At 67.0% G+C, this 25,549-nt stretch carries 25 protein-coding genes and 1 tRNA gene; 18 read left to right on the plus strand and 8 right to left on the minus strand.

Features of this window, described 5'->3' with window-relative positions; translation table 11 throughout:
* The first annotated feature begins 75 nt into the window (after window positions 1-75).
* From AC6A67_RS10860 to AC6A67_RS10890, 7 genes are all read left to right on the plus strand, one after another.
* Complete coding sequence (locus AC6A67_RS10860; protein WP_498036574.1) at window positions 76-453, plus strand: hypothetical protein; 378 nt, start codon at window positions 76-78, stop codon at window positions 451-453.
* Window positions 454-603: 150 nt separating this feature from the next.
* Window positions 604-1,737 (plus strand): copper chaperone PCu(A)C domain-containing protein, encoded by a 1,134-nt coding sequence (locus AC6A67_RS10865; RefSeq protein WP_498036575.1) that lies wholly within the window; start codon window positions 604-606, stop codon window positions 1,735-1,737.
* A 223-nt stretch (window positions 1,738-1,960) separates the two neighbouring features.
* Entirely contained in the window at window positions 1,961-2,533 is a 573-nt protein-coding gene (locus AC6A67_RS10870; RefSeq protein ID WP_498036576.1) for a dihydrofolate reductase, read from the plus strand.
* A 439-nt stretch (window positions 2,534-2,972) separates the two neighbouring features.
* Entirely contained in the window at window positions 2,973-4,118 is a 1,146-nt protein-coding gene (hflK, locus tag AC6A67_RS10875) for an FtsH protease activity modulator HflK (protein WP_498036577.1), read from the plus strand.
* Window positions 4,115-5,023, plus strand: coding sequence for a protease modulator HflC (hflC, locus tag AC6A67_RS10880; protein ID WP_498036578.1), 909 nt, complete (start codon window positions 4,115-4,117; stop codon window positions 5,021-5,023). Before hflK ends, hflC begins: the two co-directional genes overlap by 4 nt.
* 262 nt (window positions 5,024-5,285) lie before the next feature.
* Window positions 5,286-5,471: a DUF2065 domain-containing protein gene (locus AC6A67_RS10885; protein ID WP_498036579.1), complete on the plus strand. Its 186-nt coding sequence runs from the start codon at window positions 5,286-5,288 to the stop codon at window positions 5,469-5,471.
* Window positions 5,472-5,652: 181 nt separating this feature from the next.
* Entirely contained in the window at window positions 5,653-7,122 is a 1,470-nt protein-coding gene (locus AC6A67_RS10890; protein ID WP_498036580.1) for a Do family serine endopeptidase, read from the plus strand.
* Window positions 7,123-7,255: 133 nt separating this feature from the next.
* On the opposite strand, the gene serB is transcribed toward AC6A67_RS10890, so the two are convergent.
* Window positions 7,256-8,206 (minus strand): phosphoserine phosphatase SerB, encoded by a 951-nt coding sequence (gene serB / locus AC6A67_RS10895; protein WP_498036581.1) that lies wholly within the window; start codon window positions 8,204-8,206, stop codon window positions 7,256-7,258.
* A gap of 53 nt (window positions 8,207-8,259) precedes the next feature.
* Between serB and miaA the strand changes: the two genes are divergently transcribed.
* Window positions 8,260-9,147, plus strand: coding sequence for a tRNA (adenosine(37)-N6)-dimethylallyltransferase MiaA (miaA, locus tag AC6A67_RS10900; protein ID WP_498036599.1), 888 nt, complete (start codon window positions 8,260-8,262; stop codon window positions 9,145-9,147).
* A gap of 75 nt (window positions 9,148-9,222) precedes the next feature.
* Here miaA and AC6A67_RS10905 read toward each other — a convergent pair whose 3' ends face one another.
* A complete protein-coding gene (locus AC6A67_RS10905; RefSeq protein ID WP_498036582.1) occupies window positions 9,223-9,855 on the minus strand; it encodes a hypothetical protein in 633 nt (210 codons plus the stop codon).
* Between the two features lie 712 nt (window positions 9,856-10,567).
* On the opposite strand from AC6A67_RS10905, the gene AC6A67_RS10910 reads away from it, so the two are divergent.
* The 4 genes from AC6A67_RS10910 to AC6A67_RS10925 all read left to right on the plus strand — a co-directional run bounded on the left by AC6A67_RS10910 (window position 10,568) and on the right by AC6A67_RS10925 (window position 14,560).
* Entirely contained in the window at window positions 10,568-12,328 is a 1,761-nt protein-coding gene (locus AC6A67_RS10910; RefSeq protein WP_498036583.1) for an acetolactate synthase 3 large subunit, read from the plus strand.
* A 114-nt stretch (window positions 12,329-12,442) separates the two neighbouring features.
* Window positions 12,443-13,126, plus strand: coding sequence for a glutathione S-transferase family protein (locus tag AC6A67_RS10915; protein ID WP_498036584.1), 684 nt, complete (start codon window positions 12,443-12,445; stop codon window positions 13,124-13,126).
* 112 nt (window positions 13,127-13,238) lie between these two features.
* Complete coding sequence (ilvN, locus tag AC6A67_RS10920) at window positions 13,239-13,772, plus strand: acetolactate synthase small subunit (protein WP_498036585.1); 534 nt, start codon at window positions 13,239-13,241, stop codon at window positions 13,770-13,772.
* A 155-nt stretch (window positions 13,773-13,927) separates the two neighbouring features.
* The gene (locus AC6A67_RS10925; RefSeq protein WP_498036600.1) at window positions 13,928-14,560 is read left to right on the plus strand and encodes a LysE family translocator; all 633 of its coding nucleotides are present in this window, start codon (window positions 13,928-13,930) and stop codon (window positions 14,558-14,560) included.
* 12 nt (window positions 14,561-14,572) lie between these two features.
* Here the strand turns inward: AC6A67_RS10925 and AC6A67_RS10930 are convergent, their stop codons facing one another.
* Window positions 14,573-15,166 (minus strand): DUF924 family protein, encoded by a 594-nt coding sequence (locus tag AC6A67_RS10930; protein ID WP_498036586.1) that lies wholly within the window; start codon window positions 15,164-15,166, stop codon window positions 14,573-14,575.
* 323 nt (window positions 15,167-15,489) lie between these two features.
* Between AC6A67_RS10930 and ilvC the strand changes: the two genes are divergently transcribed.
* A complete protein-coding gene (gene ilvC / locus AC6A67_RS10935; RefSeq protein WP_498036587.1) occupies window positions 15,490-16,509 on the plus strand; it encodes a ketol-acid reductoisomerase in 1,020 nt (339 codons plus the stop codon).
* A 306-nt stretch (window positions 16,510-16,815) separates the two neighbouring features.
* On the opposite strand, the gene AC6A67_RS10940 is transcribed toward ilvC, so the two are convergent.
* Window positions 16,816-17,016 (minus strand): hypothetical protein, encoded by a 201-nt coding sequence (locus AC6A67_RS10940; protein WP_498036588.1) that lies wholly within the window; start codon window positions 17,014-17,016, stop codon window positions 16,816-16,818.
* A 71-nt stretch (window positions 17,017-17,087) separates the two neighbouring features.
* A complete protein-coding gene (locus AC6A67_RS10945; RefSeq protein ID WP_498036589.1) occupies window positions 17,088-17,612 on the minus strand; it encodes a DedA family protein in 525 nt (174 codons plus the stop codon).
* Between the two features lie 440 nt (window positions 17,613-18,052).
* On the opposite strand from AC6A67_RS10945, the gene pdxY reads away from it, so the two are divergent.
* Together pdxY and AC6A67_RS10955 are read left to right on the plus strand one after the other, a co-directional pair.
* Window positions 18,053-18,901, plus strand: a complete 849-nt coding sequence (pdxY, locus tag AC6A67_RS10950; RefSeq protein ID WP_498036590.1) for a pyridoxal kinase PdxY — start codon at window positions 18,053-18,055, stop codon at window positions 18,899-18,901.
* Window positions 18,898-19,698 (plus strand): NUDIX hydrolase, encoded by an 801-nt coding sequence (locus tag AC6A67_RS10955; RefSeq protein WP_498036591.1) that lies wholly within the window; start codon window positions 18,898-18,900, stop codon window positions 19,696-19,698. Before pdxY ends, AC6A67_RS10955 begins: the two co-directional genes overlap by 4 nt.
* Before the next feature lie 45 nt (window positions 19,699-19,743).
* Here AC6A67_RS10955 and AC6A67_RS10960 read toward each other — a convergent pair whose 3' ends face one another.
* A complete protein-coding gene (locus AC6A67_RS10960) occupies window positions 19,744-20,097 on the minus strand; it encodes a hypothetical protein (RefSeq protein WP_498036592.1) in 354 nt (117 codons plus the stop codon).
* A gap of 604 nt (window positions 20,098-20,701) precedes the next feature.
* On the opposite strand from AC6A67_RS10960, the gene AC6A67_RS10965 reads away from it, so the two are divergent.
* Both AC6A67_RS10965 and AC6A67_RS10970 read left to right on the plus strand, forming a co-directional pair.
* Window positions 20,702-20,777: transfer RNA gene (locus AC6A67_RS10965), tRNA-Lys, on the plus strand.
* A 222-nt stretch (window positions 20,778-20,999) separates the two neighbouring features.
* Window positions 21,000-21,518, plus strand: coding sequence for a hypothetical protein (locus AC6A67_RS10970; RefSeq protein WP_498036593.1), 519 nt, complete (start codon window positions 21,000-21,002; stop codon window positions 21,516-21,518).
* Window positions 21,519-21,651: 133 nt separating this feature from the next.
* On the opposite strand, the gene AC6A67_RS10975 is transcribed toward AC6A67_RS10970, so the two are convergent.
* Window positions 21,652-22,080, minus strand: coding sequence for a DUF930 domain-containing protein (locus AC6A67_RS10975; protein ID WP_498036594.1), 429 nt, complete (start codon window positions 22,078-22,080; stop codon window positions 21,652-21,654).
* A gap of 421 nt (window positions 22,081-22,501) precedes the next feature.
* Here AC6A67_RS10975 and AC6A67_RS10980 point away from each other — a divergent pair, with 421 nt between their 5' ends.
* Window positions 22,502-23,704: a serine hydrolase domain-containing protein gene (locus AC6A67_RS10980; protein WP_498036595.1), complete on the plus strand. Its 1,203-nt coding sequence runs from the start codon at window positions 22,502-22,504 to the stop codon at window positions 23,702-23,704.
* Between the two features lie 293 nt (window positions 23,705-23,997).
* Here the strand turns inward: AC6A67_RS10980 and AC6A67_RS10985 are convergent, their stop codons facing one another.
* Complete coding sequence (locus AC6A67_RS10985; protein ID WP_498036596.1) at window positions 23,998-25,251, minus strand: L,D-transpeptidase family protein; 1,254 nt, start codon at window positions 25,249-25,251, stop codon at window positions 23,998-24,000.
* Between the last annotated feature and the right edge of the window lie 298 nt (window positions 25,252-25,549).

The following is a 25,549-nucleotide window of genomic DNA, read 5'->3' on the forward strand; positions in this document are numbered from 1 at the left end:
GGCCGTGTCCGCCGAGAAGGCAGGCGTTGCGCACATCGCGCGGCGCCGCAGCCCCAGCCATGAGGAGGCGCCGGAATGTTCGACGACCTCAGGCTTTGCGCAAGGCTGTTGCGTGGCGTCAGGGCGATACTGGCGGTGGCCGCCGTCTATGCGCTGACGCTGCAGCCGATGTTGAGCCCGGTCGCGGCGGCCGCCGGTGGTGGCGGACCTGGCGGCCTGTATGGCCTGTGCGCCAGCGAGGGGGCTGATCACGATGGCTCCGCGCCCGTTCATCACGACGCCTGCTGCTGCACCATTGTTTCCGGCCAGCCAGGACTGACCGGCGGCGCTGCGCCAGCGCCGGCGCGGCCAACCGGCTTTTTTATCCAGGTCGCCGCCTGGGGGCAGACCGACGCGCCAGTTGTGGCAAGTCGTCGTGGCCCGCTCCTGCCCAGAGCTCCGCCTGTCGCCTGACGATCGCCATCCAGCGGAACCCCTTGTCACGCAGCGCCGCCAGGCGCCGCCGCGGCTAGCCAACGTCCTGTGCTCGCGTCTTTGCCAGGCGTTTCGGCGCAGGTGGGCAGGTGGGACCGCACTCCGTCAGGTTAATATACAGGTTTTTCCATGAGCCCGATCCGTTTCACCCTTCTCAGCCGGCTGGCCTGTGGCCTCGCCGCCGCCACGGCGCTATCCGCGGCGCTGCCCGTCGCCGCCTCCGCCCACGCGGTGCTGACGCCCGATACCGCCGTTGCGGGCCAGACCTGGCGCGGCGCCGTGCGCATCGGTCATGGTTGCGAAGGCACTGCGACCCGGCTGGTGCGGGTCACCATGCCCCAGGGCGTCGTTTCGGTGCGTCCCAAAGCCAAGAACGGCTGGCTGATCGAGACCATCTGGGCGCCTTACCCCGCGCCGATCACCGTGCACGGCAAGACCGTAAGCGAAGGCGTGAAGGCCATCATCTGGAAGGGCGCCTCCCTGCCAGACCACATGTATGATGAGTTCGAATTCACTGCCCGCATCGAGTCAGACGCTCCGGCGCGCGACGGCAAGCTGGTGTTCCCCGTCTATCAGGAGTGCGAAAAGGGCGCGTTCAACTGGACTGAGGTCGCCGCCCCTGGCGCCGACGCCCACGCGCTGAAGACCCCGGCGCCGACCCTGACGCTTGCGCAAGCATCTCCGGCCAGGGGGGCGCATGCTCAGGCGGCGCAGGCTGCCGCAACCCATGGCCATCATCACGGCGCTCATGGCGGCCACGCCGCCGGCGAAGCCGCCGGCCATAGCCATCTGACCGTGAGCGGCGGCTGGACCCGCGCCACGCCCGCCGGCGCGAAGGTGGCTGGCGCCTATATTGGGGTGGCCAATGGCGGTGAGAAGGCCGATGCGCTGGTCGGCGGTCGCTTCGACGTCGCCGGTCGGGTGGAAATTCACGACATGACCATGGTCGATGGCGTGATGCGCATGCGCAAGCTCGACGACGGCCTCGCCATTCCGGCCGGCGGCGCGGTTGAACTACGCCCTGGAGGCCTGCACATCATGCTGATGGATCTGAAGCAGCCGCTGAAGCAGGGCGAGACGATCAGCGGCGTGCTGACCTTCCGCAACGGCGGAGAGGTCAAGGTCACGCTGCCGGTGGAGGCGGCTGGCGCGCCTGGCCCAGGCAAGGCGGGCAAGGGCAATGCCGGCGGCAAGGACGGTCATGGCGAAGGTCATGGCGCAGCGGGTCATGGCGCGGCGGGTCACGGCGGGCACGCGCACTGACGCCACGCCTTCCGGCGCGCGAGCGGGGCGCCGGCGCGTGCGCGGGTCGCCGTCTGGCCATGGGTCAGGCGGCGGCGAGGCGGCGTGTGCGTGACGCGGGTATTGCGACCGGCAAGTCTGTAGCGCCGGCGGCGCGGGCCTCGCGCGGACGCGCCTCGCGGCTTCGGCGGCGGCGCGCGTGGCCCTGTTTGGGGACATGGCCGGACAAAATGGGGGTAGGACGATGGGCGAGCGGCGGCTGAGACTGGCGCAGGTGGTGGCGATGGGGCGCAATGGCGCCATCGGTCGCGACAATGGGCTGTTGTGGCGGCTGCGCTCGGACATGCGGCGTTTCCGCCAGCTGACCACGGGGCATCCGCTGATCATGGGGCGGAAAACCTGGGAGTCCATCGGCAAGCCGCTGCCCGGTCGCGACACGATTGTGCTCAGCCGTCGCGGCGCGGTGGACGTGGAGGGGGTGCACACCGCCGCCACCCTGGAGGCCGCCATCGATCTGGCGCAGGACTGCGCGGCGCAACGTGGCGTTGACACCGCCATGGTGGTCGGCGGGGCCGAAATCTACGCCGCCACCTTGCCGCTCTGCGACCTGGTTTATCTGACCGTGGTCGACGATGCCCCGGAGGCCGATGCGTATTTTCCTGGCGGGCCAGACGGGGCGTGGCGGGCGGACTTCGTTGAGCTTGGCCGCGAGGCGCATCCCGCCAGCGACGAGGATGAAAAGCCCTTCTGCTTTTTCGATCTGCAGCGCCATGCGGCGGGGGGCGGTAAGGCCGTGGGCTGGGGCAATCCCGCCTGAAGCGCACGGCATGTTGATTGGGTGGCCGCAGGCAAGGCGTCGTCGGGGTGGGCGTCGCGGGAAGCGGTTCCGCCCGGCGCCGCCCCATCAAATTGGCCATAAACCGGCGAAAAGCGCGCCAGGCGCCTGCAATCCGCCGTCAGCGCATTGTACGCGGCGGCGACAGTCACTATCTGCCGTGGTTGACAGGCGTGCGCGCACAACCAACAAAATGCAATCAGGACAGGTTGATCGCGGAAGGCATCAGCGCCGGGCGGGCTCAGGCTTTGCATGGACACAGCCGATGCTGGCGAGGCGCGCTTGGGTGAGACCGGCGCGACGGTCGCGACCAGTCGGCTGCAGGCTGCGTCACCGCCGGGAAACCGGCGTGCGGTGGACGCGGCCTTCAGTTTGTCCGGGCGCAACATATGGCGCGCCGTGAAAGGGGAATGACAGATCGATGCCTTGGAGCAATCAGAGTGGCGGCGGCGGCAGCGGCGGTGGGGGAGGTCCCTGGGGCCCGCGCAATCAGGGACCCTGGGGACAGGGCCCCAAACGCAATCAGGGTCCGCCGGACCTTGAGGACATGTTGCGCCGTAGCCAGGACCGGCTGAAGCAGATCTTCCCGGGCGGCTCCAATGGTGGCCCCGGCGGACGCACCGTGCTGTTCGCCGGTCTTGGCGTGCTGGCGCTGTGGCTGGCCACTGGCTTCTACCAGGTCGGCCCCACCCAGGTCGGCATCAATCTGGTGTTCGGCAAATATGTCGGCCAGACCGGCGAAGGCCTGCGCTACAACTTCCCCTGGCCCATCGGTCAGGTGCTGCGTCCCGACGTGACGACGCGCCGGACCATCGAGATCGGCATGCGCACCACCGACAGCTCGCGCAGCCGCGTGCAGCAGCGCGCCGTCGCCGAGGAAGGTCTGATGCTGACCGCCGACGAGAACATCGTCGACATCAGCTTCGAGGTGCAGTGGGAGGTCAACAAGGCCCGCGCCCAGGACTATGTCTTCAACCTGCAGAATCCGGATGGCACCATTCGCGTCGTGGCCGAAAGCGCCATGCGTGAGATCGTTGGTCGCCGCAACATTCAGGCCATTCTGACCTCTGACCGCGCCGCCATTCAGGAAGACGTGCGTCAGCTGATGCAGAACACCCTAAACAGCTATGGCGCCGGCGTGATGATCGTCCAGGTCAACCTGCTGCGCGTCGACCCGCCGCAACAGGTGATCGACGCCTTCCGCGACGTGCAGGCGGCCCGCCAGGATCAGGACCGCATGCGCAACGAGGCCGAGACCTACGCCAGCCGCATCGTTCCGGAAGCGCGCGGCAAGGCGATCTCCGTCGTGCAGCAGGCTGAGGGTTACAAGCAGCGGGCCGAGGCGGAAGCCACGGGTCAGGCGGCGCGTTTCACCTCGGTGTATGAGGAATACCGCAAGGCGCCGGCGATCATTCGTGAGCGCATCTATCTGGAGACGATGGAAGAGGTGTTGAAGAAGGCCGACAAGACCATTCTCGACCAGAAGGGCGGGCCAGGCGTCGTGCCTTATCTGCCGCTGGGGCAGCTGCGCCGTGACGGCGCTGCAACCGGGGAGGCGGGCCGATGAACGGAGCGCTCAAGGTTGGCGGCGTCATCCTCGCCGCACTGGCCGTTTTCCTGCTCTACACAGGCGCCTTCACCGTCGGCCAGACCCAGGAAGCCCTGGTGCTGCAGCTCGGACGCGTGCGCAGCGTCATCAAGGAGCCGGGCCTGAACTTCAAGATCCCGTTCATCGAGAACGTGGTCTATGTCGACAGGCGCGTGCTTGACCTCGACCTGCCGGTGCAGGAGGTGATCGCCGCCGACCAGAAGCGGCTGGTGGTCGACACTTTCACCCGCTATCGCGTGGTTAACCCGCTGCTGTTCTACCAAACCGTCGGCAGCATTCCCGGCGCCAACCAGCGCCTGACCTCGATCGTCAATTCGACCACCCGTTCGGTGCTGGCGGAGGCGACCTTCACCGCCATCGTCAAGGACCAGCGCGATGCGCTGATGAAGCGCATCCGCACCGACGTGAACCGTCAGGCGGCCAGCCTTGGCATCGAGGTGGTGGACGTGCGTCTGCGTCGCGTTGATCTGCCCGAGCAGAACAGCGAGGCGGTCTATCAGCGCATGAAGACCGAGCGTGAGCGTGAGGCTGCGGACATCCGCGCCCAGGGCTCGCAGATCGCCCAGGGCATTCGCGCCAACGCCGATCGTGAAGTGACGGTGCTGCTGGCCGAGGCTAGCCGCACCAGCGAGCAGTTGCGCGGTCAGGGCGATGCGGAGCGTAACCGTATCCTCGCCGACGCTTACGGCAAGGACCCGTCGTTCTTCTCGTTCTTCCGATCGATGCAGGCTTATGAGCAGTCGCTCAATACGCCGGACACCCGCCTGATCCTGTCGCCGGATTCGGAGTTCTTCCGCTATTTCGGCAACCCAGGCGCCGCGCCGGCCGCAACGCCTGCGCCGGCACAGCCCGTGCGGCCCTGAGCCAGAAGGGCTCCGAGCCAGAAGGGCCTGGAGGCCGAAAGGCCTCCAGGCAGGTTGGCTGCGAGCCAAATGGTCGGGAGCCTCTCCCGGCCAATTGGCGCGAGCCCTTGCCGAGCCCCTGTGCAATGACCACGGCGCGTGAGCATTGGCAGTCGACGGCGCCGCCGCTTTGGCCCCCCGGCCTTTGCGCGAGCGGACCGTCCTCCGTCCCGGCCTTTCGCCGGTCGTGGCGCGATTGTGATGCACGTCAGGAGAGTACGGTTTGACAGAACTGGCGATTGCGCTCGGTCTGGTCCTCGCCATTGAGGGCATCGTGCTCGCCGGCTGGCCATCTGTGGCCCGTCGCGTCGCCGCCGAAATCCTGGCCACGCCGGAGGAACGACTGCGCCTTGGCGGCATTGTGGCTGCAATCGTCGGCTTGGTCATGATTTGGCTGCTTCGTGGGTGAATGATGGCGCTTTGGGCCATGTGCGCCTGAGCGCCGTGGCGCTGTCACGCCAGCGGGCGCTGCGCAGCGCGCGGTGTCCTCAGGGACATATTTCAGCCATGTCCGTAAGGGTATGGCGCAGATAACCTCCCATGCCCGGGCCGGCCGCAGGCCGCCTGTGCGGATGGGGTGAGGAGGATTTATGAAGGCAGCTGGATTGAAATTCGTCGCTGCGGCGGCGCTGGCGCTGTCCATGGCGTTCGGCGCAGGCGCCGCCCAGGCGCGGGGGCCGGAAGGGTTTTCCGATCTCGCCGACCAGGTGACCAACGCCGTCGTCAATATTTCGGCGACCACCACGGTTGATCCTGGCAAGGATCGCATGTTGCCGCAAATCCCGCGCGGCACGCCGTTTGAAGACCTGTTCGAAGAGTTCTTCAACCGTCGCGGCGGCCCTGGCGGCCCCGGTGAGGAAGGTCCACGCCGTCAGCGCAAGTCCAGCTCGCTCGGTTCGGGCTTCATTATCGACGCCAGCGGTATTGTGGTGACCAATAATCACGTGATTGGCGAGGCCAATGACGTCGAGGTCATTCTCAACGACGGCTCGAAGATGAAGGCTGAGATCCTCGGCAAGGATTCCAAGCTCGATCTGGCCGTGCTGCGGGTGAAGCCGACGGCCAATATCAAGCTGACCGCCGTCAAGCTCGGCGATTCCAACAAATTGCGCATCGGCGAGTGGGTGCTGGCCATCGGTAACCCGTTCGGCCTCGGCGGCTCGGTGTCGGCGGGCATTGTCTCGGCCATCAACCGCAATATTTCGTCTGGCCCCTATGATAGCTACATCCAGACCGATGCGGCCATCAACAAGGGCAATTCCGGCGGTCCGCTGTTCAATATGGCGGGCGAGGTGATTGGCATTAACACCGCCATCCTGTCGCCCAGCGGCGGTTCGGTCGGCATCGGCTTCTCAGTGCCGTCGTCGCTGGCGGCGCCGGTGATCGAGCAGTTGCAGAAATATGGCGAGACCCGCCGCGGCTGGCTCGGCGTGCGCATTCAGAACGTTGATGAAGCCACCGCCGAGGCGCTTGGCCTCGACAAGGCGCGCGGCGCCCTGGTGGCCGGCATTGACGACAAGGGCCCGGCCAAGCCGGCCGGCATGCAGGTCGGCGACGTCATTATCCGGTTTGACGGCCAGGACGTGAAGGACAGCCGTGAACTGCCCCGCATCGTCTCGTTCACCGCTGTCGGCAAGGAAACCGACGTGGTGGTGCTGCGCAAGGGCAAGGAAGTCACGCTGAAGATCAAGCTCGGCCGCCTTGAGGATGGCGAGAAGGAAATGGCCGCGCGCGGCGAGATTCCTGGCGGCAAGCCGGCGATCAGCAAGACGCTGGGCCTCGACCTCGCGCCGCTGACCTCCGAGGGCCGCAGCCGCTTCGGCGTCAAGGACGACGTCAAGGGCGCGCTGGTGATCAGCGTCGATCCGGACTCGCGCGCCGCAGAGCGTCGCCTGCAGCCGGGCGACGTCATCGTCGAGGTCAACCAGGAGCAGGTGCAGTCGCCCGCCGACGTCACCCGCCGCATCGACGCCCTCAAGAAGGATGGCAAGAAGTCGGGCCTGCTGCTGGTCGCCAATCCGCGCGGCGACGTGCGCTTCGTGGCGCTGCCGATCGAATAAGCCTCGCGCCCGCGCTCTCTGGCGCATGCGCCAGAGAGCGTCCACACAAGACGTCAACCATAGAAAAAGCCGGGTCAGTCGCCCGGCTTTTTTATGTGCAGTAGTCCCTGGCCGCCCTGGGGCGGGCGTGCGCTCAGCGCACGAAGTCTTCCTCGCAATAGCCCTGGGCGTAGAGCAGCGTGGTCAGATCGGTGTGGTTGATGCGGGCGCTGGCGGCTTCGGCGACCGCCGGCTTGGCGTAGAAGGCGACGCCGAGCCCGGCCTCCTGCAGCATGTCGAGGTCATTGGCGCCGTCGCCCACCGCCATCACCAGCTCCGGCGGCAGATTGTAGTGGTCGCGCAGCCGCAGCAGCGTCGCCTTTTTGGCTTCGCGGCCGAGAATCGGATCGATGACCTGGCCGGTGAGCTTGCCGTCGCTGACGTCCAGCGTGTTGGAATGGTGTTCGTGGAAGCCGATTTTCTCACTGACCGGGCCGGTGAACACCGTGAAGCCGCCAGAGACGAGGCAGGTGTGGGCGCCATGGGCGCGCATGGTCATCACCAGCTCGCGGCCGCCAGGGGTGAGGGTGAGGCGCTCTTTGACGATGGTGTCGACCACGCCAAGGTCCAGGTCCTTCAGCAAGGCGACGCGTTCGCGTAGCGCCGGTTCGAACGCCAGCTCGCCGCGCATGGCGCGCTCGGTGATGTCGGAGACCTCTCCCTTGAGGCCAACGAAATCCGCCAGCTCGTCGATGCATTCCTGGCCGATCATCGTCGAATCCATATCGGCGAGGAACAGCATCTTGCGGCGGGCAGCGCGCTTCTGGACGATGATGTCCACCGGCGCGCCGACCTCGTCGATCAGGGCGCGCAATTGCGCCTCGATCAGCGCAGCAGGGGCGTTGGAGGCGAAGGCCAGGTCGATGGCGCGGCCTTCGGCCAGTTCGCTGGTCATCACCGGACCACTGGCCATCGAGGCGGCCAGCATTTTAAGACGCGGCGCCAGGCTGCCGGGGCCGCCGGGCATGAGCAGGCCGGACGCGGCGTGGGCTGGACTTGCGACCAGCGTCGCGACAGAAGCTTCAGGCTGGGATGCGAGGGACATGGCGCGTGGCTACAATCGTGGATGAACCGGAACGGATGGCCCTCGCGGACGTGATGGCGTCGCCAGAACCCGTGGATGCGGTTCTCATCGCAGGCCCGACCGCTTCGGGCAAGTCCGCGCTGGCCATCGCCATCGCCAACCAGCTGGGCGGCGTGGTGATTAACGCCGATTCCATGCAGGTCTATGGCGATCTGCGCGTGCTGACGGCGCGTCCGTCGTGCGATGAGGAACAGCAGGCGCCGCACCGCCTTTACGGGGTGATCGACGGAGCGGTGAATTATTCGGTGGCGCGCTGGCTGGCCGACGCCAGCGCCGAGTTGCAACGCGCCAGAGCGCTGGGCCTCATACCGATCTTTATCGGCGGGACGGGCCTGTATTTTCGGGCGCTGCTCGACGGTCTGTCAGACATTCCGCCCGTGCCGCCGGCGCTGCGCGCGGCGCTGCGGCTGGAGGTCGATGGGCTGGATGGCGCGGCGTTGCACCAGCGGCTGGCCGAGCGCGATCCGCTGATGGCCGGACGGCTGCGGCCCAATGACCATCAACGCATCCTGCGCGCGCTGGAGGTGGTGGAGGCGACTGGCCAGTCGCTGGCGACGTTCCAGCAGCAGCGCACGCCGGGGCCGCTTGCGACAGCCCGCACCCGGCGGCTGTTCCTCGCCCCCGAGCGGGCGACGCTGTATCAGCGCATCGACGCCCGCTTTGACCGCATGCTGGAAGAGGGGGCGCTGGACGAAGTGGCGGCGCTTGCGGCGCGGGGCCTTGATCCAGCCCTGCCGGTGATGCGCGCCCATGGCGTGCCGGGGTTCCTGGCTTTTCTGCGCGGCGAAGTCAGTCGCGCCGCGGCGGTGGAGCGGGGTAAGGCCGACACCCGCCATTACGCCAAGCGCCAGTTCACCTGGTTCCGCCATCAGATGCCGGGCTGGAGCTGGGTTAGCGTTTGAGATTGATGTGGTGTCCGGGCGCTGGCGTCCGGGTGCTGGCGTCCGGGTGCTGGCGTCGGAGCCCGGCAGCGCCCGCTAGCGCGGGTTGGGGCGCAACTGGGCCAAAGTGGCGCTGGCGGCGCGCACCCGGCTGGCCAGCAGCGGACAGGCCACGAGCTGGGCTTGGGCGTCCCGCACATGTTCGGCGTCGACATAGACGCGGAGGATGTCGCGGGCGGCGATATTGCCCTCATGCATGGGATGCCCGCCCGGCAGGTAGAAACTGTGGCTTAAGGGGCGGAGGCCATAGATCACCGGGTAGTGGCCATCGCGACAGCTCTCCGGCGTGAAGCCGTAGGACATCACATTGGCGATGGTTTCGCTGATGCGCCCGATGGAGATGCAGCCAGCGGCGCTATTGTTCTGGCGGAGCGCCTCAAGGCTGTAGCCGCGCTCGCCGCTCTTCAGTGGTGCGCGTTGGAAATAGGCGCTGCCGGCGATGTCGCGCATGGTCAACAGCGCCGCATGCGCCGCCACGCCGGGAAAACTGGCGCTGGTCGAGACATGGGTAAAGGCCACTCCATCGCCCTCCAGTTGCGCCTCCAGCTGTGGCCGGGGCCCGAGGACCAGCAGGTTCGGGCGGTTGATCACGTCCCGTGGCGATGGCTGGGCGGGGCGCCCGGGGGCGCCGCCAGACGGCGGCGAGAAATCTGGATACGTGTGGCGCATGACGCCTCCCGTTCGGCGCGTCGTCACCTGCTGCCTCTTGCCGCCCTGTGCAGACCTGCGCCCCCGCGCCTATCTGCTCATTTTGCGCGACGCGGGCGCTACCACTACGGGGACGTGTAAGCACTATGTGAAGGGGCCCGCTATGACCCCTCGCGCAAAGGCGAGGCTTGTTGGTCGGCGCACCTTGGGGAGCGGCGGGCGAACGAAAGGTTGCTGCGCCCCATCGCCTGCAAAAATGCCGAGGTCGGCGCGCAAGCGATTGACGCCATTGTCCACATCCGCTAGCGTCCCGCCATTAATCAACTGGAGTGGGCGCAATGCGCGCAATTCTCGTAGTATGTGAGGCGCCATCGACGGAGCGGTGACAACCGCAGGTCCGATGATGGCGCATGCAGGGTCCCTCGGGGCCCTTTTTTGTTGTCTGAATCAGATTTGCCATTGGGTTTTTGTCACAGCGCCATCCGGGCGCCCATCCTCCGGTCGCAGCCTCACCCATGCAGGGCGGGGGCAGTGGGACGTGAGGGGGAGCGGAATGGGCGCGAGGCTTCCTGGCGCAATGGCTTCTGCCGCGAGGGTGGTTGGAACAGGCGCGGAGCTAACCGCGCAGCCGGGGGCGGCAGGCTACGGGACGTGTGATCGGCGTTGGCGAAATCAGTTGTTGACCAGGCGGACGCCTGGCGCCAACAGCGTGCGGAGACGGGAGAAGGACACCATGAGCGAGACAATGACCGGCGCCGAGATGGTCGTCCGCGCGCTGCAGGATCAGGGCGTGGACCACATTTTTGGCTATCCTGGCGGCGCGGTGCTGCCGATCTATGACGCCATGTTCCACCAGGACAAGGTGCGTCACGTGCTGGTCCGTCACGAGCAGGGCGCGGTGCATGCCGCTGAAGGTTACGCCCGCTCCACCGGCAAGGTCGGCTGCGTGCTGGTGACCTCTGGTCCTGGCGCGACCAACGCCGTGACCGGTCTGGCTGACGCGCTGCTCGATTCGATCCCGCTGGTCTGCATCACCGGCCAGGTGCCGACGCATCTGATCGGCTCGGACGCCTTCCAGGAATGCGACACGGTCGGCATCACCCGCCACTGCACCAAGCACAATTATCTGGTGAAGCGCATCGAAGACCTGCCGCGTATCCTGCACGAGGCCTTCTATGTGGCGTCGAACGGCCGTCCTGGCCCGGTGGTGATTGATATCCCGAAGGATATCCAGTTCACCTCCGGCCAGTATGAGCGCCCGCGCGACAACCAGCACAAGACCTATCGTCCGAAGGTGAAGGGTGACCTCGACGCCATCCGCGCCGCCGTGCGCATGATGGCCGAGGCGAAGAAGCCCGTGTTCTACACCGGCGGCGGCATCATCAATTCGGGGCCGGAAGCCTCGACGCTGCTGCGTGAGCTGGTGCGGCTGACCGGTTTTCCGATCACCTCGACGCTGATGGGTCTGGGCGCATACCCTGCGTCTGACAAGCAGTGGCTGGGCATGCTCGGCATGCACGGCGCCTATGAAGCCAATATGGTGATGCACGATTGCGATCTGATGATCTGCATCGGCGCGCGTTTCGACGACCGTATTACTGGCCGTATCGACGCTTTTGCGCCGAACTCGAAGAAGATCCACATCGACATCGACCCGTCGTCGATCAACAAGGTGGTGAAGGTCGATCTGCCGATCGTCGGCGATTGCGCCCATGTGCTTGAGGACATGGTGCGGCTGTATCGCACGGCTGGCGGCCGCACCGACAAGCCGGCGCTGGCCGAATGGTGGAAGCAGATTGACGTGTGGCGCGCCCGCAATGGCTTCGCCTACCACAATTCGGAAACCACCATTAAGCCGCAATATGCACTCGAGCGGCTGCAGGAGCTGACGAAGGATCGCGACGTCTACTTCACCACCGAAGTGGGCCAGCACCAGATGTGGGCGGCGCAATTCCTCAAGTTCGAGGAGCCGAACCGCTGGATGACCTCGGGCGGCCTCGGCACCATGGGCTATGGCCTGCCCGCCGCCATCGGCGTGCAGCTGGCCCATCCGGGCGCGCTGGTGATCGACGTGGCTGGCGAAGCCTCGATCCTGATGAACATGCAGGAGATGTCGACGGCGCTGCAGCACCGCGCTCCGGTGAAGATCTTCATCCTCAACAATGAGTACATGGGGATGGTGCGGCAGTGGCAGGAATTGCTGCACGGCGGCCGCTATTCCGAGAGCTATTCGGAGGCGCTGCCGGACTTCATCAAGCTGGCCGAGGCCTATGGCGGCACGGGCATCCGCTGCTCCGACCCGAAGGAGCTGGATGAGGCGATCCTGAAGATGATCAACACCCCTGGCCCGGTGATCTTCGACTGCATCGTCGACAAGCAGGAAAACTGCTTCCCGATGATCCCGTCGGGCAAGGCGCACAATGAGATGATCCTCGGTGACGCCGCCGCCGACATCGGTTCGGTGATCGACGCCGCCGGCAAGATGCTCGTCTGACGGCGTCCGCCTGAAGCGCGGTGGGGCTCGCTCCATCGCGCCCAGGACCGTCCGCCCGTCCATTCATCCGCCCCATGGCGCGGAGCCAGCCGCCGCTGGCAGTGAGGTCAGATCATGAAGCTCATCGTCGCCAGCAAGCGTTATTCGTCGTGGTCGCTGCGCCCGTGGCTGGCCATGCGGGTCGCCGGAATCGCATTCGAGGAGGAGGTCATCCTCCTGCGGCAGCCGGAGACCAAAGCGCAGATCGCCGAGGTGTCGCCGACTGGCTTGGCGCCGGTGCTGCAGGATGGGGCGCTGACGGTGTGGGATTCGCTGGCAATCATCGAATATGTCGCCGAGCGCTTACCCGATGCCGGCCTCTGGCCCGCCGATGTCGCCGCACGCGCCATCGCGCGCTCGGTGTCGGCCGAGATGCATGCGGGGTTCCAGCCGCTGCGCATGGCCTGCCCGATGAACCTCGGCATGCGCTTTGCGCCCCGGGACCGCGGCGAGGCGGTGGATGCGGCGGTCGCCCGCGTCACGGCGATCTGGCGGCAGCTGCGCACCGACCATGGCGCTGGCGGGCCGTTCCTGTTTGGACGCTTCTCGGCGGCGGACGCCATGTTCGCGCCGGTGGTGACGCGCCTCGACGGCTATTCGATCGCCGTTGATGACGTCTGCCGCGCCTATATGGACGCGGTGCTGGCCTTGCCTGCTTTCCAGGAGTGGGGGGCGGCGGGGCTGCGTGAGCCTGGCGTGGCGTTTTATGACGAGATCGACGAGACGCCGGTCGCCCGCTTCGCCCCCGACGTGGGCTGAGCGCCGCGCCGATTGTGTTTGCGCCTGGCGCCTGTCGCCTGGCCCTATCTGACTGAGCGGAGCCCAGGCCTGCGGCCTTGCGTGCTCCCGAACCTGAAATTGAGACGCCCTGATGAAGTCCCATTATTCCGACGCGCCCACCCATTTGCACATCGCCCGCCACACCCTGGCGGTGATTGTCGACAATGAACCAGGCGTTCTCGCCCGCATCGCCGGGCTGTTCTCGGGTCGTGGCTACAATATCGAGAGCCTCACCGTATCGGAGACCGAGCACGAGCAGCACCTGTCGCGCATCACCATCGTCACCTCGGGCGATGACGCCGCCATCACCCAGATCATGGCGCAGCTCGACCGGCTGGTGCCGGTGCATCGGGTCGATGATCTGAGCGCCAATGGCCAGGCGGTGGAGCGTGAGCTGGCGCTGGTGAAGGTGTCTGGCCGGGGCGAGCATCGGGTCGAGGCGCTGCGCCTTGCCCAGGCCTTTGGCGCCCGTACCCTCGACGCCACGCTGAACTCGTTCATTTTCGAGTTCACCGGGGCGATTGATGAGGTCGACCGCTTTATTCGCGTGATGGCCGAGACCGGCGTGGTGGAAGCCGCCCGCACGGGCGTTGCGGCGCTGTCGCGCGGCGCGGGCCAGGGCTGACCTTGCAGGTCAGGGGCGGTCTTCGCCGGTTGTGGGCCAGCCAGCGCGCTGTCCGCCGCCGGTGACCGTCCGCTGACGGATTGTTCGGGTGCGCCGCCGCAAGCCGCGCCGTGGATCGTGTCGCCTGGCGTCAAGCGGGCCGGAGTTGCGCCATGTTGCCCTTTGAGACGCTGCTGGCGCTGGCGTCCTTCGCTTTCGTCACCTCGATCACGCCCGGGCCGAACAACATCATGCTCACCGCTTCGGGGGTGAACTACGGCTTCCGCGCCACCGTCCCGCATCTCTTCGGCATTTCGGCGGGGTTTTTCCTGCTGTTGCTGGCGGTGGGGGCCGGGGTGGGTTCGGTGGTGATGGCGGCCCCTGGGCTGCGGCTCGCCCTGCAACTGGCTGGCTGCGCCTACATGCTGTGGCTGGCCTTCCGGCTGGCGACCGCGCCTGTGGCCGATGGATCAGCGCACGCCGGGGCGGACGCAGACGCGGCCCGCCGGGATGGTCGGGGCAGGCCGTTGACGCCGCTGGAAGCCTGCCTGTTTCAGTGGGTGAACATCAAGGCGGTGATCATGGCGGTGGGCGCCATGACGGTCTATGTGCGCCCCGACCATGCGGTGGCCGACGTGCTGCAGGTGGCGGTGGTGTTCACCCTCGTCAATCTGCCGTGCCTGTCGGTCTGGGCCGGCTTTGGCCATGTGCTGGGCGCGCGACTGGCCGAGCCGCGACGCCTGCGCTGGTTCAACCGGCTGATGGGGCTGCTGCTGCTGGCCTCCATCGCGCCGATGCTGCTGGCCTGAGGGCGGCGCAGCTCACTGGCCGCCGGTGAAGCCGCCATTGTCGAGATAGGCGATCTCGTCCGGGGTGCTGACGCGGCCAAGGATGCGGTTGCGATGCGGGAAGCGGCCGAAGCGGGCGATGATGTCGCGGTGTTCGATCGCGTAATTGAGGCTGTTGGCGTCGCCGAGCGCCTCATAAAGTTTGACGCAACGCTCCTGGTCCGCGAGGTCCTCGGCGTGCATGAACGGCAGATAGAAGAACGGGCGCAGCTCGGCGGGGACCCTGGCGTCAAAGCCCTGCGCCAGAGCGTCATCGGCGACGGCGCGGGCGGCGGGGTCTGAGGCGAAAGCCGCAGGCGTGCCGCGATGGATATTGCGCGGGAACTGGTCGAGCGCCAGCACCAAAGCGAGGGCGCCCTCGGGCGTGGCGCGCCAGCTGTCCAGCTCGCCGCGCGCCGCGGCGGCCTGGGTGGCGCCGAAGCGGTCGCGCAGGAAGGCGTCGAAGGCGTCGTCGCGGCTGAACCATTTCTGGTAGCCGGCGTCGCGCCAGGCGGCGACGACCTCTGCTGGCATGGCGACGCCGGCGTGGGCCGGCACGGGGGAGGTTTGTGGGGGCGTGATCGTCATGACGGCGAGCATTGCCCGAATTGGCCGCGCTGGGAATAGCCCGGGGCGATGAAGCGGGTTCGGGCGCTCGCCAGCTGGCGAAAACGCCCGCAGGGATTGGCGCTGGTCGTGCTGTTCCGCGCAAATGCGCGGCGTGGCGAAGGAATGACTTGACCAGTGGCCTGTGGCGGGCTTTACCGCCTGCATATTTCACTGCCGGAACTGTCTGGCGCGCACCGCGCCGGATGTCCGGAGGTCTTTCTGTCGTGGGGCGACGGCAGGCGGGCCGGTTCTGATCAGATCGTCGGCATTTGGCCCGCGACCGTCGCCAGAGGATGTATGTGATGCGTGTTTATTATGACCGCGATGCGGATCTGAACCTGATCAAGGGCAAGAAGGTCGTCATCGTTGGCTACGGCAGCCAGGGCCATGCCCACGCACTGAACCTGCGCGATTCGGGCGTCGCCGACATCGCCATCGCCCTGCGCCCCGAGAGCGCCACCGTGAAGAAGGCCGAAGGCGCTGGCTTCAAGGTGATGTCGCCTGCCGACGCCGCCAAATGGGCCGACGTCGTCATGATGCTGACGCCGGACGAGCTGCAGGGCGACATCTATCGCGAGAGCCTGCACGACAACATGAAGGAAGGCGCGGCGCTGCTGTTCGCGCACGGCCTGAACGTGCACTTCAACCTGATCGAGCCGCGCAAGGACCTCGACGTGCTCATGGTCGCTCCGAAGGGCCCGGGCCACACCGTGCGTTCCGAGTACCAGCGTGGCGGCGGCGTGCCGACCCTGATCGCCATCCACCAGGATGCGACCGGCAACGCCCATGACATCGGCCTGTCCTACGCTTCGGCCAATGGCGGCGGTCGCGCTGGCATCATCGAGACCACCTTCAAGGAAGAGTGCGAGACCGACCTGTTCGGCGAGCAGGCCGTGCTGTGCGGCGGCGCTGTCGAGCTGATCCGCGCCGGCTTCGAGACCCTGGTGGAAGCCGGCTACGCGCCGGAGATGGCCTATTTCGAGTGCCTGCACGAGCTCAAGCTGATCGTCGACCTCATCTATGAGGGCGGCATCGCCAACATGAACTACTCGATCTCCAACACCGCTGAGTACGGCGAGTACGTCACCGGCCCGCGCATCATCACGCCTGAGACCAAGGCCGAGATGAAGCGCGTTCTGGAGGACATCCAGTCGGGCAAGTTCACCCGCGACTGGATGCTGGAGAACAAGGTCAACCAGGCCTCGTTCAAGGCGACCCGCGCCCGTAACGCTGCGCACCCGATCGAGGAAGTCGGCGCCAAGCTCCGCGACATGATGCCGTGGATCAAGGAAAAGGCCCTGGTCGACAAGTCGAAGAACTGATCCTCGACCCGGCTAGTCCACCTGGATCGGCGCCCCACTCCGGGGCGCCCTGACAGAATGAGCCTGCGGCCCCGCCGCAGGCTTTTTTTGTGGCTGGAGCAGAGCGGCGCACATGACGCCATTCCCTGATGAACATGAACCTTCGGGCGACGTTCAGGCCCGCGCTGGGCGTAAGTTTTGCAGGCCGCGGATGCGTCAGCATCGTCGGGGCCTTGTATTAATCGCCGGGGCGCAGGCGATTGACAATCAACCCAAGTACAGAGGCAAGGATGGCTCCGCCGACGCCGCCTGCGACGAAATTTCCAATCAGGGCGATGACGTCGGTGAGGGCGGCGCTAGCAACATCGGCGATAGCGATTGCAGGATATGGCCGAGCACGCCGCCGCCCACGACGCCGGCTGCGGCGTTGACCAGGCCGCCCATGTCGATGGACCTTGCGCGACCGGCGAGGCCGCCGCCGATGGCGCCGCCAACGAGGTGAAGGATCAGGGGGATCAGATGTTCCATGGCGATCTCCGGTTCGTCGTCAAGAGGAATCGGGTAGACGCGTCTGTTGGATCAGTATTCTATCTGATGAATTAGTGTAAACGCCAGAAACTATTGATCGCTTCCCCTGGGAATAGCATGAGAAAACTCCAGATCAGGGCGGACGAGACATTGGCGGCCTGAAACGGCAAACGCTGCATGCGGAACATGCCGGCGACCAGCGGCACAAAGGCCCGAAGCGGCCCGGAAAAGCGGCCAATAAACACGCTGGCGACGCCCCATTTATGGGTGAACGCTTCGGCCCGGTCCATAAAGTGTGGGAAACGACGGAATGGCCAGCGATGGCGAACGCTGTCCTTGAGCCAATAGCCGACCTCGTAGGAGATCCAGTCGCCGAGGATGGCGCCGGCCGCAGCCGCGGCCCACACCGGCCAGAACGGGATGCCAGCGGCGGCGAGCACCGCCCCGATGGCCAAAAGCAGTCCGGTGGCCGGAACGACGAACGACAGGATGGCGACCGATTCCGCAAAGGCGAGGGCGGCGACGATCCATGGCGCCCAGGCTTGATGCTGGCGGACAAACTCGGTGACGTGGTGCGTCATTTCAGCGAGGGTCATGCATGCTCCCGGCGCGGCGCCTGCCAGTTGTGTCGGTGAAACCGCGCGGTTGCAACTCTGCTGCAGCGCGCGCGCCTCATGACGCGCGCCGCCCCGCCACGTGGCGGGGTCGCGAACATCGCCGGGCATGGCGGCGCAAGCGTGACGCGAAAGTGGCGTTGCAAGGTTGTGTGGCCAGCTGTTTCCGGCGTGCGCTGATCAGGGTTTGGCGAGGACGGGCGTTTTCGGGCGTTGGTCGCGGAATATGGGTGGGCGTCGTAATTTTGCTGCATCAGACGTTTCCGTCGGCAAGCAAAGCGATCTAGGTTGCCGTGTCCGTTGGGCGGCGGCGCGGCGCCGATTCTGCAACGCTAGGGCTATGGGTGGCCGAAAATCAATTCGGCGACAGGCGTCGCCACGGCGTCGGCGCCTGACGGAGAAGGCGGGGGCAGGGGGAGCCAATGAACATTCTGTCGATCCAGTCGCACGTCGCCTATGGCCACGTCGGCAACGCCGCCGCCGTGTTTCCCATGCAGCGCATGGGCGTCGACGTCTGGCCGGTGCTGACCGTGCAATTCTCCAATCACACCGGCTATGGCGCGTGGACAGGGCGAGTGTTTGATGGCGACATGATCGCCGAGGTGACGCGCGGCATTGAGGAGCGCGGCGTGCTGGGCCAGTGCGACGGCGTGCTGTCGGGCTATGCCGGCTCGGCTGAGATTGGCGAGGCGGTGCTCGCCGTTGCGGCGCGGGTGCGGGCGGCCAATCCCGATGCGCTGTATTGCTGCGACCCGGTGATCGGCGATGTCGGGCGTGGCGTGTTCGTACGGCCAGACGTGCCGGATTTCATGCGCAAGCGCGCCATGCCGGCGGCCGACGTCATCACCCCCAACCAGTTTGAGCTGGAGCTGCTGACCGGCTGCACCATTCATTCCGTTGCGGAAGCGCGCCAGGCGGTGCGCATCGCCCATGGGCTCGGGCCATCGGTGGTGCTGTTGACCTCGCTGCACAGCGCCGAGACGCCCGCCAACGCCATCGACATGCTGGCGTCTGGCCCCGACGGCATGTGGCGGGTGCGCACGCCGAAGATCGACCGCTATTTCACTGGCGCTGGCGATGTCACCGCCGCTTTGTTCTTCACGCATTATCTGCGCAGCCGCTCGGTGGCGGCGGCGCTAAGCGCTGCGACCTCCTCGGTGCATGGCCTGCTGGCTGCCACCGCCGCATCAGGCCAGAGCGAATTGCAGCTGGTGCAGGCGCAGGATGAATTTGTGGCCCCGTCGCAGGTGTTTGAGGCGGTGGCGCTGTGAGCTGCGACGCCGGCGCCTACCCTTGGCGTGAGGCGCCGGCCATCGTGCCGCTGCGCGCCGTCGAGGCGCGCGTCGACACCGGGCCATGGGCGTGGGCTGAGGCCAACCGGGCGCTCATCGACCAGCACTGGCAGGCGGCGCTGGCCCGCCAGCCGCGCATGTTCAACGGCCAGGTGCTGCTGTCGCGCAAGCCATCGATTGTCGATGGGGTGTACCGGGCGAGCTATTTGCCGGTGGATTTCGCTGCTTTCCTGACCTGGCGGGATCTCGGCTGGCCGGACGCCAGCGTGGTCAACGGCTTTTCCATGGCCGCCCTGCGCGCCGCCGACGGGCCGTTCATCGCCGGGGTGCAGGGCGCCCACACCGCCAACGCCGGGGTGATCTATTTCGCCGCTGGCACGCCAGATCTGTCCGACGTGCTGCCAGATGGCCGCCTCGACCTGCAGGGCAATATCAGCCGCGAGCTGGCGGAAGAGACTGGACTCGACGCCGCTGAACTCTGCTTCTCACCTGGCTGGAGCGCCGTGCTCGACGGCGGCCGCGTCGCCCTGATGCGCGAGGCGCGCGCGAGAGAGCCGGCCGAGGCGCTGCTGCAGCGCATCCGCCGCTTCATCGCCAGCGACCCGGCGGCGGAGCTTGCCGACGTTGTGGCGATCGCCAGCCTGGCCGATCTACCGGCGGATCGGGCGCCGTCGTTCATGATGGCCTGGCTGGCCACAGCGCTGGCCAGAGACGGCTACGCCGCTGCCGGCGCGCCAACGGGCGTTGCGGGCGCGCCGAAGCGGTTGCCGTCATAGGCGCATGAGCCGCGCCGCCCTCGCGTCTGCACGCCTCGGCCATCCTCAATAGTAACCGTTGGCCTTCTTAACCGAAGCAAGCATCGCCAGCGCTGCGCTTTGGTCGCCAGCCTGGCAGCGCGCTGCGGCGCGATCGATCTGTGGCGTCATCCGCGCATACACGCTGCGATTGACGTGGCCCATCTCCAGATCCTGTGTCAGCACTTTTCGGAGCTGTGCGATCGCCGCGCCGCAGGTCCCAGGACCCGCCGGACTGGCGGCCGGCGCGCTGGCGGGGCCCGACGCGCGCGCCAGCGGCGCTGCGCCTGTCGTCGCAGGGCTGTCGCTGGCGTGCTGGGTGCAGGCGGCGACGCCGGTCAGCAACAGGGTGCAAAGGATGGGCCGGGTGACGCGGTTCATGCGGGGGCTCCAGCAAGATGGCCGACGCGGCAGGCGCCGACAGGGATGGCTCCAGGTGAATGGACATCGACTATAGCTGGCGCTGGCGCAGGGGCGATGACGCGCCGCTTCTTGCCTGTGGGCGATGAAAACCGCGCCTCATACCAGAACCCGTGCGGCGCCTGAGCATGTCAGGATGCGGATGCGTCAGCATCTTCGCATTCTGGTATCAGTGGCGTGGTGCGGCGGACCCTGGCGCGCGCCTTGGGCAAGCCCGCCTGGCGCGCGCCGCCTGACGCAACGAACAGGCCTTGATGCGTGCGGCCCGCCACGCGATGGGCGGCCCCCGGCTCCCACGCGCGGCTTTCGTCCGTCCTGTGGCGCTTTTCTTAACGATCACAGTGGCTTGTTGAGCGTCTGCGCCGGTGCGCGCCTGTCGAGGCGCTGGCTGCAAACCCGTTGTCGCTACGGACGGTAATTCACAGATCCGTGGGTTTTCCCCAGTCGTCGAAAAAAGTTTGGGCGTGAGCGTACAGGCGCTGGACAGCCACGGGGGGGATTGGTATCAACCGCTCATCGAAACGGTGGCGCACACAACGCCCCGCCGGAGCGAAGACAAGAAGATGGGCGCATAGCTCAGTTGGTAGAGCAGCTGACTCTTAATCAGCGGGTCCTAGGTTCGAGCCCTAGTGCGCCCACCATCTTCTTCAAAAAGACCCCGCCTCTGGCGGGTTTTTTTGTGTCTGCAGTTCAGTTTCTTCCTGCTGACGTTGCGACCAAGGCAATCTGTGCTGACGATGGCGGTCGTGCGCGACGGCGCGTCGCCTGGCCTTAAGCCTGGGCAAATCGGCGTGATGCTTTTGCTCCGGCGCGCGGTCTGTGCAACGGTTGCGCTTGCAACCGGACGCCGGGGAGGGCACGCCATGTCTATTGCGACCAAATCAGAAATGCGACTGCTGACACAGGATGAAGCGCAACTCGTGGCCGTGACGCGGCGCGAGGGCATTGCCTCCGCCAGCGACCAGGAATTGCGACAGGTGGTGGCGCTGCTGCGGGAGCGGCGTGACCGGGCGCGCGGCATCGCCCGCCAGCAGCGGCGCGAGATGCGCGGCAAGGCGGCGAGCGCCCGGCCGGCCACTGACAATTCCGGCAACAAGCTCAAGGCGCGGGTGCTGTCTGGCGCCATCCAGCGCGCCAATCGCGAAATCGCCCGGCGCAAGGTGCAGGCGGGGCGCGGCGCCCTGGTGGCCAGCGCCCGGCGCGCCCTGGCGCTAAAGCAGGCGAGTGGGGCGGAAGACAGCGTCCCTGAGCATCGGACGGCCAATCACGGCATGCAGCCGAACCCATCTACCCGGGTGGACCAGATCGGCAGCGCCATGGAGGCGGGACGGGTGTCGCAATTTGTGCGCGACGCCCAGGCCAGGAAAGACGCGCGAGACTGACGCCAGGGCCTGGTCAATTTATGCGCCGGCGATTTGCGCCACGCTTACCCCACAGGCTGTGGAGCGCAGAGCGTCGGCCTGCGGGCGCAGGATCAAAGTGGAGCCGGCCATGCTCTACAGGCATGGCCGCCGCTCAGCGCCATAGGCTGTATTTTTCCCAGTCGGCCTCGGGGATGGCTTCGCCGAGGTCGTAGTTGAATTCCAGCACCGAGAGCCGGTCTGGCGCGGCGACGCAGGAGAAGGAGATCTGGCGCCAGCCGCCCTTGACCCGGATGGCGCCGCCCTTGCCAGACAGGCGGTCGCCGGTCTCATCCACGGCGGCCATGGCGTCGAGAATGGCGCGGTCGGGGCGCAGCCCCTGTTCCTTGCGGCGGATCACCCGCATGGCGGCGACGTCGCAGATTTGCTGAAAACGCTGCGTGGGGTCGAGCATCATCAGCGAGCGGGTGAGGCGGGCGTCGGCGGTGACGACTGGCGCTGCGATGGCCGTGGAGCTGACGGCTGCAAGCGCGGCGATACCAGCGCAGAGCCAGGCGAGGCGGGTGCTTTTTCTGACTGACAAGGGACCATACTTCGCCGCAAGCCGGCAGGCGAAGCCTCTGGGGATGCGCCATGGACCGCAAGGCGGCGGCGACCCGGATCAGCGGACAGTGGCATTCCGGACGGGCGTGGCCGCCTCAACGGAGGCGGCGCAGGACAGCGCGGGTGCGGCGATGATCGGCCCTGAGTGCCACCAACCACACCCCGGAGCAAGCGCCTGCCGCGGCGGTCTGGCGTCGCATGTCGCCCTACGGCGTCGCAAATACCCTTGTCCAACCCGCGCCGGGCGGCAATTTTTCTGACAGCGCGGCCTGGTTCCGCAACGTGAGGCGCGCTGTTCCGCCTGTCATCCTCTGGCGTCCTGCAGCAAAACCGGCTGAAATGCTGTCCAGCGCAATCACCGAGCCTGGCGCGACGTCCGGGCCGGCGCAGGAGGAGATGTCATGAGGCAACGCCTGATGCAGGGGGCGCCGCCGCCCGTGGCGGCGCAGGTCACGCTGGCTAACTGGCGCGAGGCGCCATTCAGCCAATGGGGGTTCCGCAACGTGCGGTCGCTGGCGCCCACCGCCGCCGCGCCGGGCGCAGGGCCAGACGCCGCATCGCCGCTGCCGGAACGCTGGCGCGATCTGGCGGATGTGGAGATCGCTGATGGCGCCGGCGGCCATGTGCGGCTACCGGCCTGGCTTCGCGCCCTGCATGTCGATGGGCTGGTGGCGCTGCGACGTGGCGAGCTGGCCTGGGAGTTCTACGACAACGGCCTCGACGTCGGGCGCCAGCACATCCTGTTCTCGGTCAGTAAATCCCTCACGGGCGCGCTGGCGGGCGTGCTGGTGGAGCGCGGACTGCTCGACCCGGAGCGTCCGGCCTCAAGCTATGTGCCGGAGTTGCACGGCTCGGTGTTCGCCAGCGCCAGCGTGCGGCATCTGCTCGACATGCTGGTGTCGATCCATTTTGTCGAGGATTACGCCGATCCCAATGGCGACATGCCGGCCTACCGGCGTGCGGTGGGCTGGGACCCGGGCGGCGAGGTCGGCGGCGGCGATTTGCGGGGCTATCTCGCCAGCCTCAACCGCCCTGGGCCCACCGCCCATGGCGCGCGTTTCCAATATCTGTCAGTGGCCACCGACACGCTCGGCTGGGTGCTGGAGCGGGCCGGCGGCGCGTCCTTCGCCGAGCTTTTCTCGGACTGTATCTGGCGGCCCATGGGCGCAAGCCACGAGGCCTGGGTGACGGTGGATGCGCGCGGCGCGGCGCGCGCGGCTGGCGGCATTTGCGTCACCACCCGTGATCTGGCCCGGTTCGGCGAGATGATGCGGCGCGGCGGCGTGGCCAATGGCCGGCAGATCATCCCGTCCTGGTGGGTCGACGACATCCGCCAGAACGGCGATGTCGAGGCATGGCAGCGCGGCAATTTTGCCGAGATGGACTTTCCCGCCTGTCGCTATCGCAGCAAATGGTACGTGTTCGACGCCGACACCGGCGCCTTCGGCGGCGCTGGCATCCATGGCCAGTGGCTCTATGTCTGCCCCCGCCACGAGGTGACCCTCGCCGTGTTCAGCTCGCATCCGGTAGCGGCGGATGTGCCTTATGCCAAAGGGTTCATCAGCGCCTGCGGCCGCATCGCCGCGGCGCTCGGGGAGGTTTGAGCAACTGGCCCGCCCGGCGCCACGGCCTGGCGGGCCAACACCGCCAGCCGCCACTGCGCCGGCGCGCGATCAGTCCGCAATGCAATGGCGCAGGCCCAACCGGGGATAAGCAGAGACAACGCCTGCCCCGGCAAGGACATCGCTGCCGATGCTTGTGTGAACAGCGCGCGACGCCGCATACGGAAGGCTTCATAGCAGGACGCGAAGATGCTGACGCACCCGCATCCTGAAACGCTCAAGCGCCGCACGGGCTTAACCAGAGCCCGATGAGTCATGCTCATCGGGCTCTGGTATCACTCGGCTACGGGAGCAGCGAGCGCCACCACCATGCGCGTCCAGGCGCTGTCGGGCGTGCGGTCTGGGGCCACGTCGCGCCGCAGCGAGGCGAGGGCGCCGCGGGCATTGTCATGGGCGAGGGCGATGCGTGGCGCGGCGGACGTCGGGAGCGCCTGCGTCGCTGGCAGGGCAGGGGAGGGGGCTTGTGTCGCGGCAAAGGCGTCGCTGCGCGCCTCCCACAAGGTGGCGAATGTGACGGAGACCGCGCTGGCCACCATAACCGGCGGAACCTTGCGCACCCCTGGCCGGATGATCACGTCGCGGCCGGCGAAGGCCAGCGCTTCGGGCCGGGAGATCACGCCGAGCGCCGCCCGGTTGCGCATGCGCGCGAAGAACGGATGCATGCCGCCGTCGGCATAGGTAATGCGCACGGAAGGCGCGCCGTCATCAATGTGTTGCTGGATGGCGGCCTGCTCATCGCGCACCCGCGCCGTCGCCTGGGCCTCAATGGCGGCGTCGCGATAGGGCGTGAAGTTGTAGCGCTTGCTGGCCACCGTCACCTGGGGAGGGCGCCCCGTCGCCTCAAAGCGGTCGTAGCCCACCTTGAGCTGACGCCAGAACGCGATGTGTTCGTCGTCGCGCATACGGGCCATGTTCCGCGCCGTCATCCGGAAGGGATAGGCCTGCATCTGCACCGCGCGTTGGCCGCCGCGAAAGGCGTCGCGCACCAGGGCGTAAATCTCCTCAACGCCATCATTGGTCATGGCATAGCAGCCCATCGACGAGCAGGCCCCGTGCACCATCAGATAGGAGCCTGTGTAGCCATGGGCGCGGTCGTAGGCGTTGGGGAAGCCGGTGTCGAACGACAGATGGTAGGAGGAGTTCGGGTTCATCAGCTTCGGGGTGATGTCGTAGAACCCCTCAGGAGACTGGCGGTCGCCGGTCATCCGCTTTGGCCCAAGCCGGCCCGACCAGCGGCAAATGGGAAAGGTCTTCAGCAGCGCGTAGCGGCCATCGGCGCGCTGCTTCCATATCTCCAGTTCGGCTTCACGCTTGAATACGCGCACCAGCACCGGGGCCGCGGCCTTCATGCCCTTGTCGCGCATCAACGCATGGGTCGCGCCGGGCACGGGCGTATCCGCCTTGGCCTGCGCCGCGTCGGGCTGCGCAAAGAGCAAAGCAGCCAGGCACATGGTCGCCAAAGCCATGGTCGCGGCGCTGCGATGGCGGCGTTGCGGGCGCGCGGGCGCCGGATCAGGCTGGGCGAACATGCCAGGCGTAACTCCAGACAAGAGCATGCGCGTCACGCGGCAGGGCGGCGCGCCAGCGGCGCAGAACCACGCTGTCTGGCCTGCGCATGGTCAACAACTGGCTGTCGAAAGCGGCTGTTTCGTGAGCACATTCGCGTCAGCAGCCTTCCACAACCCGAAAATCATGGTTAATGTATGAAACGGCCAGCATTAAGAGCTGGTTAGCGTAGGGCTGTCTGGAACGACCCGATTGCACCGGAATGGGTGGAATGCGGGCGAAAGGATTTTTGTCGCCAGGCCGTTGACATCCGAACGGCCT

Source organism: Camelimonas sp. FR25 (assembly GCF_059740505.1).